Source organism: Streptomyces sp. NPDC058239 (genome assembly GCF_042882185.1).
Classification (GTDB): domain Bacteria; phylum Actinomycetota; class Actinomycetes; order Streptomycetales; family Streptomycetaceae; genus Streptomyces.
Genome location: NZ_JBHVWS010000008.1, coordinates 177,468 through 191,876, shown reverse-complemented (window position 1 = coordinate 191,876; position 14,409 = coordinate 177,468). Strand labels below are relative to the sequence as shown.

The following is a 14,409-nucleotide window of genomic DNA, read 5'->3' as shown; positions in this document are numbered from 1 at the left end:
CGGTCGGGGCGTTCGCCCCCTTACTGGACGGAACACACCCTCGTCGACCGGAGGAGACTTCCATGGCACCAATTGGGCAGGTCACCGACAGCCGCCCCGCGCAGTACATGTTCACCACGCTGCAGACGACCCACCAGCACGCGGACGCCAAGGCCGGCATCCTGGCGGCGACGCAGGCGGCGCTGGTCGTCACGGCGGGATCCTGGAGTCGTCAGGCCGTTCTCGTCTGCGAGCAGGGTGGCGCGGCCGGAGCGTTCGCCGGGACACTGTTGGCTCTGTTCGTCTGCGGCCTGATCGGTGGCGCGGTGAGCGTGGCTGCGACGTTGAGCCCCCGCATGCTGCGGGGCCCGGCGGTCAATCGGTACAGCTTCGTCCATCTGGCGTCGGGCCCTGACATCCTGCCCTCCGAAGGCGTGCCCACGGACGAGGCCGCGGATCGCAGGGAGTTGTCGCACACCGTGCGATTCCTCGCTCGCGTCGCCGTACGCAAGTACCGCTGCCTGACGGGGGCGGTGGTGTGCACGGCCGTCATGGGCGTGAGCGCGGGGCTGAGCGTGACCCTGCAGCCGGTATTGGTTTGACGTCACTCGGCTACGGCCCGTCGTCCGCCAGGTCCGCAAGCTGTCTGAGCCGGGGCAGATCCCGGATGGTGGTGGAACGGTAGCCGGTCTCCAACAAGCCCTCTTCGCGCAGTTCACGCAGTACCTTGTGGATGGTCGTCTCGGCAGCGCCGACCAGCGTGGCCAGCTCCGGCTGCGTCAGCCGGCAGCCGATCACCACTCCGCCGCTCCGGGAAGATCCGTAGGACGCGGCGAGTTCCACCAACAGCCGGGCCAACCGCACCTTTGCCGGATACCCACGGAAGTCCAGCCGCCGCCGGTTCGCCCCGCGCAGCCGGTCGGCGACAATGCCGGTCAGGGCCATGGAGACCTCAGGGCGGCGCATCAGCAGCCCCCGCAGCACACCGGTCTGCAGCATCCGGGCGGTCAGCGGACCGCAGGCGGTGACCGTCGCCGAGCGCGGGGCCCCGTCCATGGCCGCCATCTCGCCCACCGTATCCCCGCCGGCCCTGACGGCGAGAAGTGAGGTCTCACCGTTCTCCACAGCCGCCATGACCTTGGCGAAACCGGACAACAGCAGTAGTACGTGCCGGTCGTTCATCCCCTCTCTCAGCAGCACCGCACCCACATCGAACCGGACCTCGGTACCCAGGCTGAGCAGTTCCCGCCGTGCCGGGGGCGACAGCCTGCCCAACAGACTGCGCGCGGGCCACTCCTCGGACCCGATGGGCACACCCACGTGTATCCCCGTCTCTCTGGGTTCGGGCGTGGCCACAGAGGGGTCCGCCTCCGATACGACCGGAGGGGGAAGACCCGAAGCCGACCACAGGACATCATCGTGCCGGTTCTGCGGAAACGGTTCTACCGGAGCGGGCTGCTCCTCACCAACCGTTCACCCTTGCTCAGGCTCCTCACATGGACATCCGCGCCATCGATCCCCGGGACACTGCCTGGGAGCGGGAACATGTCCGCTACCGCGTCTGCTTCCGGGGCAGGCCGGCCGTCACTGCACACGAGCACGAGGCGCCCAGCCGTTCTTGATCGCCTGAGACCGGTCGGAAGTTGCGACGACCAACTTGTTCATGCCTGCCTGCCGGTGCCGGGGGCGGGTCTTGGTGTCAGTACCGGCGAGCCTCACTCACCGCACGGGGAAACCGAAGGAGTACCCCTGCTGCTTCAGCCAGGGCAGGATCTCGCGCAGAGCGGCCAAGGTCTGGGAGCGGTCCCCTCCCGCGTCGTGGAAGAGGACGGTCGGCCCGTTGGAGATCTCGCTCTTGACGGTGGCGACCATAGCGTCCACACCGGGACGCTCGAAGTCTTTGGAGTCGACGTTCCAGCCCAACGGTCGCATCCCCCGGGACGCGGCGAGCTGCCGGCTGTACGGGGTGAAAGCACCGCCCGGGGCCCGGTAGTACTGCGGCCGGACGCCTCCGGACGCCTTGGTGATCATGCGTTCGGCATCCAGGATCTGCTGGGACTGGTACGCCTCGGACTTGGTGTCCATGGCGGTGTCGTGCGAAACCGCGTGGTCGCACAGCCGGTGCCCGGCCGCCACGACCTCTTTGACCAGGTCCGGGTGTGCCTGGGCCTGTGTGCCCACCATGCAGAACGTAGCCTTCACACCGTTGTCCTTCAGCAGTTGCAGCACCTGCGGCGTCCAGACCGGGTCCGGTCCGTCGTCGATGGTGATGTTGACGCCCCGGGCGCCGCGGTCCGAGGCGTGCGCGATGTCCGCCGCCACCTTGGTCACGGTCCGGTCCTGAGGCCGGGCGTCCGGCGCTGAGACACGCGCTTGCGGCTGCCGCCCTCCGGCGGTGTCGGCCTGCGCGGTCCACACCGATGTGGCAGCGGCCACCGCCGTCACCCCGAGTGCCGCCGCGAGAAGCCGGCTGTGCCATCCCCTTCCCTTGTGCTTTGCCATGTCCGCCCGCCCCTTTACTGTCTCCGCCGATGCCCTGCACTCATGAAGACATACGAACGCCCGTAGAGGATCCCTCTGTTACCGATCGCAGACGAATCCGCAGGGGACCGGCGACAAACGCAGGAGCCCGGCGACAGATGAGGGGGCGCAACGGCCTCGAAAGGTGCCGGCGAGGGCGGCAGACGCTGATCCGCACGGATTCCGGCCGGCATGCGGCTGATCGTCCGCGAGGAACGGCCGCACTTCGGCACCCAGTTGCGCTTCACCGACGCCGACGGCCTGCGGCTCACCCGCTTCGCCACCAGCACCTGCGATTCACCCACCACTGGGACCGGACCGACGTCATCACCAGCGCGATCGAGCGACTCGACGCCCTCCCGAACCCCGGTCTACCGGCAGACCCACCTGCCCCGACGAGCCTGAACCATCCCACCGGAAATGAACGCCGGCGCCCACCCGACGCGACAATCGGGCCGGCGGTCTGCCCACACGCCCCCACAAACGACGAAGAGCCCGTCAGCAAGCCGACGGGCTCCCGCGAAAGATCGAGGCTAACCTGCCATCAGGTCAGATCGTCGGTGTGTCGTCGACGATCTCCTTGTGCGGTTCGACAATGAACCTCCAGCCATCGCTGGGCTCCAGGAACCGCACCCGGGTCGGGTAGATGTCCAGGGCACGGCGGTCGCGGTTCTGGCTGTTCGTGTTCTTCCGCCCCCGGGCCGGCTCCTCGTACAGGTCGACCTTGACGTCCGGCACCGCGACGGTTTCCTCGCTCCAGCGCTGAACGATCCCCGCGCCGAACGCGTCCCGTGCGGCGGCGTAGAGCGACTCCAGGGATTCCTTTTTCCCGTCAGGCACGAAGAGGGCGAGGTTCAGGAGGACGCCTGCACTCTGGAGAACCTCGATTTCTTCCCCTGCCTTGTCGGCAATCCAGATCCCGCGCTCCTCGGCATTGTCCGGGAGAACATGAATTTCCTCACCGAAGATCGTCCTCGCGGCGAAGGACCCTCCCTCGAAATTCTTACCCGGCCCCGTAAGGAAAGCCGGGGCGTAGCAGTCGAGAGGAAGGCCATTCATCTCCGCCGAGACGAAGATGCCGTCCTGGGGGCCCAATTCCGAAACCTCTCCGGCCGTAAGACGTCGAGCCGTAACCTTCTCGGTGTTCACGCCATTCCCCTTTTTTTCGTGGCGTCCTGTAAATTCATTAGGACTATACCATGAAAACGAACACCCAATCCCTTTACGCACACCTTCGCTCTCACGAGAGCACAGACAACCCTCCGAGTAATTTCTTACGACAGAACAGCAGACAAATCCTCTCGTATCACCAGGCGAAACGCAGCCCCGTAGAGAAATACGGTGAGGCCCAAGAGGTGGCTCACCGCTTCGGCGGGTTTTTCGGAACCAACTCAGCCACCAAGTGGAATGTGAGCGGCCTTGGCGCGAGTTCGATTCCCGTCACCCGCTCCACAGCAAAGCCCCAGATCACAAATCCGGGGCTTTGTCGACTTTACATTTTTGGCCGCACGTCGACAGGCAGGGCGGGACGTCCTCCGCCGAAGGAACTACTGGCACGGTCGATCTCACCGAAGAAGACCATGACGTCGTTCGGATCCGTTCCTGCCGCCTGCAGGCGAGCCACGATCGCGGAGAGGAGCAGGCGCTTCCTCTCGTCCCCAGTCCCTGACGAGAGCACGGCCTCGATCATCAGAGCATGCTCGCTGCGAGGCTTCTGCAGATCGGGATAGAGAGGGCTGATACGAAGGTCGGCTTCTTCCAAAGAGATGAACCTCTGGAAGTGATCGTCCTCGGGGTAACCAGCGCTGACGCTTGCTTCATGGATGGCGGCGGATAACGCATCCTTCTCTGCCACCGTTCTCCCGGAACGCATCGTGATGGTGAAAAGTGGCATAGAATTCCCTTGAGCTGCGTAAAATATTTTATTGATTCCAACAAAATTTTACCGCATCGACCGCGATTTCTTCGGAGCGGAGACGAGCGGCGGGTCGGCCCGGCGGGGAAAAATTGACGTCCACGAATCGCCGCTGAACCAGCGGTGATTCCCAAGCTCAGAGCGCGAGGTCGATTCTCTCGTCACTCGCTCCATGAAGATGAACCGGGCCGGCGACCGGGGGCTTCTTTGTGGTCTGGCCCGCGCTTAAGCGCCTTGCACCAGATCCGCGCCAGAAGGCTTCTCCTTGCCCTCCTGCCGGGCGGCCTGCACGAGCTCATCCGGCCCGCTCGCAACTTCCTGGTTGGAGTCGGGCATTGCCTTGCCCTCAAGAGTGGGGATCACGAAGCATGCCGCGCCGGCCAGCACTCCAGCCAACGTGAAGCCCCACGCGTACCCCACGGAGGCGATGAGTCCGCCCAGCAGCGGCGGTGTCAGCGATGCGGCGAGGTTCTGGCCGGTGTTCTGGACGCCCATGGCCCGTCCCGACCAGGAGCGTCCTGCAAGCTCGGCGGTGGCGGTGAAGGCCAGGCCGTTGGTGCTTGCGGTGATACCGCAGGCGACGATCATGGCGAGATCCGTCACCGGCGAGGGCCAGAGCGCACCCAGCGCAGTCGCGCCCATGACGACGGCGATGCACACGGACAGCTGCCGCATCGGCCGCACCCGGCTGCCGACCCGGTCGGACCAACGGCCCGCCACGACACGCGAGACAGCCCCCAGTACCTGTGACACCACCAGGAGTTGACCCGCGTGCACGGCGCTCCAGCCCCGGACGTCGATCAGGAACACCATCGCGAAAGCGTTCGCCGCGAACTGTGGAACGCACAGCAGCGCGCTGGAGGCATGGACGCGCCACAGGCTGGAGTGACGGTAGGGGTTCGCGGTCGGCTCCTGCGCTGTGGACTGCACGGTGCGAGGCGGATCCGAGGTCAGCGAGCCGACGAGCAAGGCGACGACACCGCACAATGCCGCGCAGAACAGAACGGTCCCCTTCACGCCGCTGCGCGCGGCGAGCGTGGGGACCACCAGAGCAGCAATGCCCATGCCCAGCGGGGTCGACGTCTGCCGTATTCCCATGGCGAGCCCGCGCTCCCGGGCGGAGAACCAACCGACGACGAGCCGGCCGCTGGCCGCGGAGACCGATGCGCTCGCTGCCCCGGCCAGCGCCAGGAGCACTCCCAGGGGAACCAGACCATTCACCGCGCCCCCCAGGGAAAGGAGGACGGCTGTCATGGCCAGACCGGAGGTGATGACGACCCGCTCGCCGAAACGATCGGCCAGGGCTCCCCAGGCGACGAGAGTCAGCACGAGGCCGACGGTGGGACAGGCGACCAGCAATCCGACTTGGCTGAGTGTCAGCCCGTTGTCCCGCCTCAACGTCTCCGAGGTGTACGGCAGTCCGTACAGGAAGGCGCAGGCGACCGTCTGCGCTGCGGTCCCAAGAGTCAGCATCATCCAACGGCGCACAGCAGCCCTCCCCGGTGTGTGGACGTTACAACTATGACAGCGAATCCATAATGCAAGACAAGACGTCTCACATTTTGAGCTGCCTCGCGAAGGACGGGTCGCCGCTGCCGCGACCATGTGAAACGGTGCCTGCAGACCACGCGTGACCGGGGCATGACGGCGTACACGCCGCACGGCTTCGAGATGCCGGGCACCTACGACCCCCCGCCCTGACCATGCCCCGTCCGTGCCCGGCGGAACGGTCAACAGCGGTCGATCCGGGTATCAAGATGCTCCACCCATCGCCCCGCCTACGCGGCATACCTCACCCGCTCCATGCAAAAGCCCCAGGCCGGCGGCCCGGGGCTTCTTTGTTGTCCGGACCGGTCCAAGAGCCGCGCACCACCTCGGACGACCGTCCTGCTCGAACCATCGTGTCCTTGACACAGTCGGAGTTCCCGTGCCCCGGCATCGGACACCGACCACCGGACAAAACGGGGAGCCGCGCCTCTGGGCCCTCAGCGCATCGGGGAAACAACTACCCCATGCACGACGTGACTCAAGGATCGGCCCTCAGCTCCAGGAGATCTGGAGGTAAATCAACCGATGACGATGTGGGCAGAATTACCCCATCATCCGGAAGACTCGCCGTCCGAGCCCTACTGTGGTGTTCAGTGCACTTCCAGCCTTCGGGGTGATGAATATGAGGAAGAGGATCTTGCGAAGCATCATTGTCGCAGCAACAACCTCATCCTGCCTGGCAGCCGGGGCATGGGGCGCCTCAGCGAGTGAAGCCGGCACCTCACCGAAGAACTCTCAGGTCTCGCCCGAGAAGTCAGTTCTTCAGTGCTACGGGACTATTCGTGATCCGGATCGGATTGTGTGCTATCGGGTTTCTAAGAGGCTTCTGCACACAGGCGGACGGATCGAGTTCGTCCCCTTCCTTATCCAGGTGCCCACGCCTTCGAATCCCCCGCCAGTGACTATCGTCGGGAATCTCCCGGGGACGTGACTGCTCAGGTGCTTGATTACGTGTGAGCGGGCGGCAGCCAGATAATTCCCGCGAACCGGATTTTTTCCCACGAAGAGGCCGCGGAGCGGCTGGCTCGGCTTCAACGGCGGCTCGGCCCTCGGCGCCAACGGTCTGGCAGCGGCCTCGCTCCTCAACACCCTCGTCGCCGGATGCACCGGCCTGCTCGGCTGGCTCTTCGTCGAGCAGAGGCGCGACGGCCACCCACCACCTTCGGTGCGGCGTCGGGCGCGGTCGCCGGCCTGGTGGCGATCACCCCCGCATGCGGCACGGTCGGGGTCCTGGGCGGCGCCGTGGTCGGACTCGCGGCGGGCGTCGTCTGCTCGTACGCGGTCGCGTGGAAGTTCCGGTTCGACTACGACGACTCACTGGACGTGGTCGGCGTTCATTTCGTCGGAGGCGTCGTCGGCACCCTGCTCATAGGCCTGTTCGCGACAGCCACGATGAGCGGCGGCAAAGAGGGCCTCCTGTACGGCGGCGGACCGGGCCAGCTCGCCCGGCAGGCCGTCGCCGTGCTTGCCGTGGCGGCATACACGTTCCTCGTGACGTACGGGATCGGCAAGGCGATCGACAGGCTGATGGGTCTGCGGGCCTCCGCGGAGGAGGAGCTCACGGGCCTGGACCGGACGGTGCACGCGGAGAGCGCCTACGATCACGGCGCCCTGGGTCATGGCGCTTCGCAGATCCCGGCACTGTCGACGCCTCATTCGAAGGACAGGAACCCCACCGCATGAAGCTCATCACCGCGATCGTCAAGCCGCACCGCCTCGACGAGGTGAAGACCGCTCTGCAGGAGCTCGGCGTGCACGGACTGACCGTGACCGAGGCCGGCGGATACGGGCGCCAGAGCGGCCACACCGAGGTGTACCGGGGCGCCGAGTACCGGGTCGACCTGGTGCCCAAGGTCCGCATCGAGGTCGTCGTCGAGGACGCGGACACGGACCTGGTCATCGACGCGGTGGTGCGCGCCGCCCGGACCGGCAAGATCGGTGACGGCAAGGTGTGGGTGCTGCCCGTGGAGACGGTGGTACGGGTCCGGACCGGCGAGCGAGGCCCGGACGCGTTGTAGCGCCCGGTCCCGGGGCCGGTTCCCGTCCACCCTCCGCGGTGGCGCGCCGACGCCTCGGCCTCCTGTGCACAGGTCTCACGGCCGCGCCCCCGGCGCCGAGGGCTGCCGGGGTGGACGGGCCGGGGGGCTGATGCGTGATGATGTGGCTCTGGTCAGTGGGTAGTTGGTCATAGGAGCCGGTTGGGGGCCCTGCTTGTGAATGATGCGGTGGAGTTGGCGGACATGATCGCGCAGCTGCGCCAGGAGCTGAGCCGGGCGATGTCGGCCGGTGAGGACGCCGACCTGCGGTTCAAGGCCGAGCGGGTGGAGCTGGAGCTGACCGTTGGGGTGGAGCGGACCCACGAGCCGGGGGTGAAGGTGAGGTTCTGGGTTTTCGATGCCAGTGCGACGACGAAGCGGTCGTCCACGGTCACTCAGAAGCTCACGTTGACATTGCAGCCGGTGCGGGCGGACGCGCCGGACCAGATGGCGTTGATCTCCGGGGACGAGCTGCTCGGTGAGGACTGACAGCGCGGCCGTGAGCGGCGGACTGGACCCGCACCGCATCGCGGAGGTCATCGTCACCACCGCCGGTGGCGGGCGGCGCGGGTCGGGTTACCGGGTCGGCGACACGGCGGTGCTGACCGCGTTCCATGTGGTCTCCGAGGCCGCGGGCGTGCAGGTGCGATTCGATGCCGACCGGCCGGGGCAGTGGGTCGCGGCCGCGGAGGTGGCCTGGTCGGACAGTGACACCGATGTGGCTGTACTGACCTTCGTACCTCCGCCGGGTGCCGCCCCCGTCGTGCCCGCGACGTTCGGGCGTATCGGCGACGACCGTCATGCCGTCATCGATGTGCATACGGCGGGATTCCCGCTGTGGAAGCGCCGCCGCAGCCCCGATGGGAGGCAGTTCCGGGAACTGCACCAGGCGGACGGGACCGTGGCCGCGCTGTCCAACCTGAGGACCGGCACCCTGGAGATCACCGTCCCGGTGGCGGCCGCCGACCCCGACCCCAAGGTGTCGCCGTGGTCGGGGATGTCGGGCGCCGCCGTATGGGCCGGGCCCCGCATAGTCGGAGTGGTCGCCGAGCACCACCGATGGGAAGGGTTGGGCCGGCTGACAGCGGCCCGCATCGACCACACCCTGAGCCGGGTCGGCGAGCCGCGTCGGGGAGAGCTGGCCGGGCTGTTGGCGATCGCCGACCCCTGGGCGCTGCCCGACGTGGGCCCCGAGCCGGCCCTTGTAGATTCCGCCCCTCCGCAGGCAGGTTCCAAGGTCATCGGGCTGCCGGTCACGCATGGGCTCGAGCTGTTCAAGAATCGCGCTGAAGAACGCGAGATGATCGGCCGTCACCTCTCCGATCCGGCCATTCGCATGGTGACCGTCACCGGTCGACGGGGCATGGGCAAGAGCGCGGTCGCGGCCAAGGTCATGGAGATGCTGGAGCAGGGCGAGTGGCCGGGCCACGCCCGGGCTCCGGCTCCGTCGGGGCTGGTCAATCTGAGCACCCGTACGTCGGGGATCTCCCTGGAACGCCTGTACTTCGACTGCGCCCGCGCGCTCGGCTCGGATCACGAGACCCGTCTGCTGGACATCTGGGCCACGAACCGCCCCGTGCAGGACAAGATCGGCGAGCTGTTCGCCGCGATGGGTGACCAGCTCTTCATCATCCTGATGGACAACCTGGAGGACCTGCTCGACGACGACGGCCGGCTCGACGACGAGGACGAACTGGCGGTCTTCCTCGACTGCCTTTTCCGGGTGAGATCCACGCCACGACTGCTGGTCACCTCGCAGCTGCCGTTGCGCCTCGCGCCCGAGTTGCGCCGTTTCGCCGCGGAGGTGGAGCTGTCCGCCGGGCTGCCGCCCACCGAATCCGTGGCTCTGCTGCGCGAACTCGACCAGGACGGCAGCCTCGGCGTGGCGCAGCTGTCCGACGATCAGCTGCTGCAGGCGTCGGTCCACGTCCACGGGGTTCCGCGCGCACTGGAGCTGCTGGTGGGCGCCATGGCCGACGACATGCTGACTCTGCCGACGCTGCAGGACGTACTGGAGGACTTCACCCTGCGGGGCGACGTGGTCGCCGGCCTGGCCCAGGACCGTTACCAGCGGCTCGGCCCCGACGGCCGCACCGTGCTGAACGTCCTCGCGGTACTGCGCACGCCCGTGCCACGGGAGGCGATCGAGTGGATCGTGGCCGGCCTCGATCCCGGGCTCGTCGTCGCGCCGGTCCTGTCCCGTCTGCTGCAGATGCGCATGCTGTCGGTGGACCGGGCCAGCCGCACCTTCGCGCTGCATCCGATGGACGCCGACCTCGCGTACGGCGCCATGCCACGGGACGGCGAGCGGGGACGGCAGTCCGTGGAACGGCGGGCGGCCGACTGGTACGCGAGTGTCGCACCGCCCCGCGCAAACTGGCGCACCCTGGACGACATACAGCCGTACCGGCGTGAATTCGACCACCGTGTGCGCGCAGGGGACATGGACGGCGCCGCGCTGGTCCTCGGCGCGATCAGCGAATGGATGGTCTGGCAGGGCTCGGTGCTTGCGGCCGTCTCGATGCACCTGACAGTGGAGGAACAATTGACCGACGACCGGGCGCGTCTTGCCCATCTCATCAGCTTCGGGCATGCCCGGTTGAGCGCAGGCCCATTGGCGCACGCGGCGGACCTGTTCGCCGAGGCGGCCGACATGGCCGAGCGCCTCGAAGACCGCCGTGCGCTGCAGAACGCCATGTTCGGCCTGGGCGACGCCTACCGTCAGCTGGGCCGCCTGGACGCCGCCATGGGACCGCTCGCCCGGGCCGGTGACCTGGCACATGAGAACGGCGACGCCGAAGCCGAGGTGCATGCCGTCCTGGATCTCAGCCTCGCCCACAGCACTCTGGGCGACGGGGAGGCTGCCCTTGCCGGTGCCGACCGGCTGAGCGAACTCGCGCGTATGTCGGGGGACCTGTTCACCGAGGCCCGTTCATGGAATGCCCGCTTCACGGCCCTGCTGGCCATGGGCCGCTGGCAGGAGACCATCGAAGCGGGCGACAGGGCCGTGCGTGCCTACCGGGACGCGGGCATCCAGGAAGCGACGGACTACGCGCTCAACGCCAAGGGCGTGGCCATGCTCGCACTGGGGCGGGTCACGGAAGCTCTGACATCTCTGGAGGCGGCGCTCCGAGCGGCGTCGACGATGGAGAATCCGCGCACCGAGGGAGTCTGCCTCTACAACATGGCGTGGGCGTACTGGACCGACGGCCGGTACGGGCAGGCGGCCGAGACTGCCGAGCGGGCGGCCGCCTCGCTGGAGCTCGCCGGGGCGGCGGAAGTCGCGGCGGGACGGGCGCTCGCCGAGGCGGCCCACGCCCGGACGGTGCCCGACCCGCAGGCGGCCGCCGACGCGTTGGCCCGGGCCGCCGACGGCGTCGGACGCAATGTCGAGATGGTCCGTCCGGCCTGGCTCACCGAGGAGGCCGAGCGGTTGCGCGGCGAGGTCTGACGCTGCGGGGTCGTGCATCGAAGCCCCGGGCCGGTGGCCCGGGGCTTGTCTGTTGTCCGGACCGCGCCAGAAGGCCCCGGAGACAGCAGTCCGACCGGACCATCACCTGGACGCCGGTACCGGAAGGGCGAGGAAGGGGCGCGGGCGGCGCGGCGTCAGAAGGCGACTGCGTCCCGGACCAGGGGGCAGGTCATGCAGTGGCCGCCGCCTCGGCCGCGGCCGAGTTCGGCGCCGACGATGGTGATGACCTCGACGCCGGCCTTGCGCAGGAGGGTGTTGGTCTGGGTGTTGCGGTCGTAGGTGAAGACGACGCCCGGTTCCAGGGCCACGGCGTTGTTGCCGCTGTCCCACTGCTGGCGCTCCGAGGCGTACACATCACCGCCGGTCTCGATCACCCTGAGCCCCGGCAGGCCGAGCCCCTTGGCGACCACGTCGACGAACGGGGTCGTGCCCTCGTCGGTGATCTCGACCCCCGGGGCCCTGTCGCTGGGCCGCAGGGAGAAGGCATGGACCTCGTCCATGATCTTCGGATAGAGGGTGACGAGGTCGCGGTCGGCGAAGGTGAAGACGGTGTCGAGGTGCATGGCGGCGCGCAGTTTGGGCATGCCCGCCACGATCACGTGCTCGGCGGCGCCGTTCTTGAACAAGGCGTCCGTGACCTGGGTGATGGCCTGGCGTGAGGTGCGTTCGCTCATGCCCATGAGCACCACGCCCTTGCCGACAGGCATGATGTCGCCGCCTTCGAAGGTGGCCCGGCCCCAGTCCCGTTCCGGATCTCCCCACCACACCGTGGAGCCCCTGAAGTCGGGGTGGAAGGTGTAGATCGCCTTCATCAGCAGGGTTTCGTCGTGGCGGGCGGGCCAGTACAGGGGGTTCATCGTCAGGCCGCCGTAGAGCCAGCAGGTGGTGTCACGGGTGTAGAGGGTGTTGGGCAGCGGGGGCATCAGATACTCGCGGGCGCCGGTGGACTCGCGGGCCAGGGCCACGTACGGGGAGCGGAAGTCGTCGGGCAGGTCTGCGACGGCCAGGCCACCGATCAGGAATTCGGCGAGCGGGCCGGGCCGGAGCGTCTCCAGAAAGGCTCTCGTGTCGTCCAGGAGCCCGATGCCGACCTCGTTCGCGGTGATCTTGCGGTCGAGGAGCCACGTCCTGGCTTCCGTGATGGCCATCGTCTCGGCGAGCAGGTCGTGCAGTTCGACGACCTCGACACCGCGCCGGCGGAGTTTGTTGACGAAGTCGGCGTGGTCGCGCTGGGCGTTCTCCACCCACATCACGTCGTCGAAGAGCAGGTCGTCGGAGTTGGTGGGGGTGAGCCGGCGATGTGCGAGGCCGGGAGCGCAGACCAGCACCTTGCGCAGCTTTCCGACCTCGGAGTGGACGCCGAGGGCCGGCTCGGTGGTGTCGGTGCTCGTCACGGTGTGCCTTTCGGTCGGATGGGTGTGCGTTGTGGACGGAGCGTGCGTAGTGGTCAGAGTTCGATCCAGCCGGCCGCCAGGGCAGTCACGCCCACGATGGCCCCGACGACCGAGACCGCGCAGATCACGGCTTCCGCGGGCGAGAACAGCCGACGGTTCTGCTCGCGCCGGGCCTTGATGAACAGGAGGGTCGCGGGGGCGTAGAGGATGAAGGAGATCAGGACGAACTTCAGCCCCGCCGCATAGAGAAGGAACGCGGTGTAGAACGTGGCGATCGCGGCGGTCACGAGTTCGCGCCGGGTGCTGTCGCCCACCGTGCCTTCACGGCCCGGCCGGAACGCGATCTTCACCGCGAACGCGGCGGCGAGGAGGAACGGGATCAGGCTCAGCGCGCTGGTCAGATCGAGCGCGAAGTTGAAGGCGTCGTCGGAGAACATCGTGACGACGAGGACGACCTGACTCAGCAACGTGGTCATCAGCAGGGCCGGGACGGGTACGTCGGCGGCGGTGGAGCGGCCGAGGAACCGGGGCATGTCGTTGTCCTTGGCCGCGACGAAGAGGACCTCGGCTGCCATCAGGGTCCAGGCCAGATAGGCGCCGAGGACGGAGACGATGAGCCCGACGCTGACGAAGGCCTTTCCCCAAGTGCCGACCGCGTGCTCCAGGACCCCCGCCATGGAGGGCTGGCGCAGCTCGGCGATCTCGCTCATCGGCATCAGCCCGTACGACACGATGGTGACGGAGGCGAAGATGGCGAAGACGCTCAGGAACCCGAGGATCGTGGCCCGGCCGACGTCCTCGCGGCGCTTGGCGTGCCGGGAGTACACGCTGGCGCCCTCGACTCCGAGGAAGACGAACACCGTGGCGAGCATCGTGCCGCGGACCTGGTTGAACAGCGATCCTGCGTAGTCGGCGCCGCCGAAGTTGTCGGCGAAGACGGACGGTTGGAAGTAGAACAGCGCCAGGATGATGAAGACCAGGATCGGTACGACCTTGGCCACGGTGACGATCTTGTTGATGGCCGTCGCTTCCTTGACGCCGCGCCGGATCAGGAAGAAGAACGCCCACAGGCCAAGCGTCGACAGGACCACTGCGAGAAGGGTGTCCCCGTCGCCGAGGCTCGGCCAGACGGCGCCGATGGTCGACATGATCAGCACCCAGTAGGTGACGTTGCCGACGCAGGCGCTGGCCCAGTATCCGAAGGCGGAGAAGAAGCCGAGGTACTCGCCGAATCCGGCCTTCGCGTACGCGTAGACACCGGCATCCAGGTCCGGCCTGCGGACGGCGAGTGCCTGGAACACGAAGGCGAGCATGAGCATGCCGACGCCCGCGATCGCCCAGGCGATCAGTGCGCCGGCCACGCCGGTCTCCTCGGCGAAACGCCGCGGCAGGGAGAACACTCCGGCGCCCACCATCGAGCCGACGACCATCGCCGTCAGCGTCAGCAGGGTGAGTTTGACGGCCGCCGGCGGTTCGACGGCTGCCGTCTTGGCGCTGCTGCCAGTGTCAGTCATGTCTTTCCTCGTCGACGCGCCCCGGTGTCGT

12 protein-coding genes and 1 pseudogene are annotated in these 14,409 nt (G+C 67.7%); 6 read left to right on the top strand and 7 right to left on the bottom strand.

All coding sequences use genetic code 11. From position 1 onward, the window contains the following. The first annotated feature begins 62 nt into the window (after window positions 1–62). Window positions 63–581 (top strand): hypothetical protein, encoded by a 519-nt coding sequence (locus tag ACFVYE_RS13060; RefSeq protein ID WP_389605464.1) that lies wholly within the window; start codon window positions 63–65, stop codon window positions 579–581. A 10-nt stretch (window positions 582–591) separates the two neighbouring features. Here ACFVYE_RS13060 and ACFVYE_RS13055 read toward each other — a convergent pair whose 3' ends face one another. After that, window positions 592–1,293 carry a Crp/Fnr family transcriptional regulator gene (locus tag ACFVYE_RS13055; protein WP_383969619.1) on the bottom strand — a complete coding sequence of 234 codons (702 nt, stop codon included), beginning with the start codon at window positions 1,291–1,293 and terminating at the stop codon, window positions 592–594. Window positions 1,294–1,698: 405 nt separating this feature from the next. Further along, window positions 1,699–2,481 (bottom strand): polysaccharide deacetylase family protein, encoded by a 783-nt coding sequence (locus ACFVYE_RS13050; protein WP_383969617.1) that lies wholly within the window; start codon window positions 2,479–2,481, stop codon window positions 1,699–1,701. Window positions 2,482–2,691: 210 nt separating this feature from the next. On the opposite strand from ACFVYE_RS13050, the gene ACFVYE_RS13045 reads away from it, so the two are divergent. Then, complete coding sequence (locus tag ACFVYE_RS13045; RefSeq protein ID WP_389605461.1) at window positions 2,692–2,904, top strand: hypothetical protein; 213 nt, start codon at window positions 2,692–2,694, stop codon at window positions 2,902–2,904. Window positions 2,905–3,048: 144 nt separating this feature from the next. Here ACFVYE_RS13045 and ACFVYE_RS13040 read toward each other — a convergent pair whose 3' ends face one another. The 3 genes from ACFVYE_RS13040 to ACFVYE_RS13030 form a co-directional block, all read right to left on the bottom strand. Beyond that, the gene (locus ACFVYE_RS13040; protein ID WP_383969611.1) at window positions 3,049–3,648 is read right to left on the bottom strand and encodes a hypothetical protein; all 600 of its coding nucleotides are present in this window, start codon (window positions 3,646–3,648) and stop codon (window positions 3,049–3,051) included. Between the two features lie 343 nt (window positions 3,649–3,991). Then, the gene (locus ACFVYE_RS13035) at window positions 3,992–4,354 is read right to left on the bottom strand and encodes a tautomerase family protein (RefSeq protein WP_389605459.1); all 363 of its coding nucleotides are present in this window, start codon (window positions 4,352–4,354) and stop codon (window positions 3,992–3,994) included. A 285-nt stretch (window positions 4,355–4,639) separates the two neighbouring features. Next, a complete protein-coding gene (locus ACFVYE_RS13030; RefSeq protein WP_389605457.1) occupies window positions 4,640–5,902 on the bottom strand; it encodes an MFS transporter in 1,263 nt (420 codons plus the stop codon). A gap of 1,078 nt (window positions 5,903–6,980) precedes the next feature. Here ACFVYE_RS13030 and ACFVYE_RS13025 point away from each other — a divergent pair. The 4 genes and pseudogenes from ACFVYE_RS13025 to ACFVYE_RS13010 form a co-directional block, all read left to right on the top strand. Beyond that, window positions 6,981–7,645: pseudogene (locus ACFVYE_RS13025) on the top strand (ammonium transporter); the annotation flags it as partial. Beyond that, entirely contained in the window at window positions 7,642–7,980 is a 339-nt protein-coding gene (locus ACFVYE_RS13020; RefSeq protein WP_383969603.1) for a P-II family nitrogen regulator, read from the top strand. The pseudogene ACFVYE_RS13025 and the gene ACFVYE_RS13020, both read left to right, overlap by 4 nt. 195 nt (window positions 7,981–8,175) lie before the next feature. Then, on the top strand, window positions 8,176–8,487 hold the full coding sequence (locus ACFVYE_RS13015) for a trypco2 family protein (protein ID WP_383969652.1): 312 nt from the start codon (window positions 8,176–8,178) through the stop codon (window positions 8,485–8,487). Between the two features lie 10 nt (window positions 8,488–8,497). Then, window positions 8,498–11,449 carry a tetratricopeptide repeat-containing serine protease family protein gene (locus ACFVYE_RS13010; protein ID WP_389605454.1) on the top strand — a complete coding sequence of 984 codons (2,952 nt, stop codon included), beginning with the start codon at window positions 8,498–8,500 and terminating at the stop codon, window positions 11,447–11,449. Window positions 11,450–11,604: 155 nt separating this feature from the next. Here the strand turns inward: ACFVYE_RS13010 and ACFVYE_RS13005 are convergent, their stop codons facing one another. Further along, window positions 11,605–12,864, bottom strand: a complete 1,260-nt coding sequence (locus ACFVYE_RS13005; RefSeq protein WP_383969598.1) for an arginine deiminase — start codon at window positions 12,862–12,864, stop codon at window positions 11,605–11,607. 53 nt (window positions 12,865–12,917) lie between these two features. After that, window positions 12,918–14,378, bottom strand: a complete 1,461-nt coding sequence (locus tag ACFVYE_RS13000) for a basic amino acid/polyamine antiporter (RefSeq protein WP_383969595.1) — start codon at window positions 14,376–14,378, stop codon at window positions 12,918–12,920. Window positions 14,379–14,409: the final 31 nt, after the last annotated feature.

Coding starts and splice junctions, on each gene's coding strand:
- ACFVYE_RS13060 (WP_389605464.1), top strand. CDS start 63: ATGGCACCAATTGGGCAGGTCACCGACAGCCGCCCCGCGCAGTACATG.
- ACFVYE_RS13000 (WP_383969595.1), bottom strand. CDS start 14,378: ATGACTGACACTGGCAGCAGCGCCAAGACGGCAGCCGTCGAACCGCCG.
- ACFVYE_RS13020 (WP_383969603.1), top strand. CDS start 7,642: ATGAAGCTCATCACCGCGATCGTCAAGCCGCACCGCCTCGACGAGGTG.
- ACFVYE_RS13050 (WP_383969617.1), bottom strand. CDS start 2,481: ATGGCAAAGCACAAGGGAAGGGGATGGCACAGCCGGCTTCTCGCGGCG.
- ACFVYE_RS13045 (WP_389605461.1), top strand. CDS start 2,692: ATGCGGCTGATCGTCCGCGAGGAACGGCCGCACTTCGGCACCCAGTTG.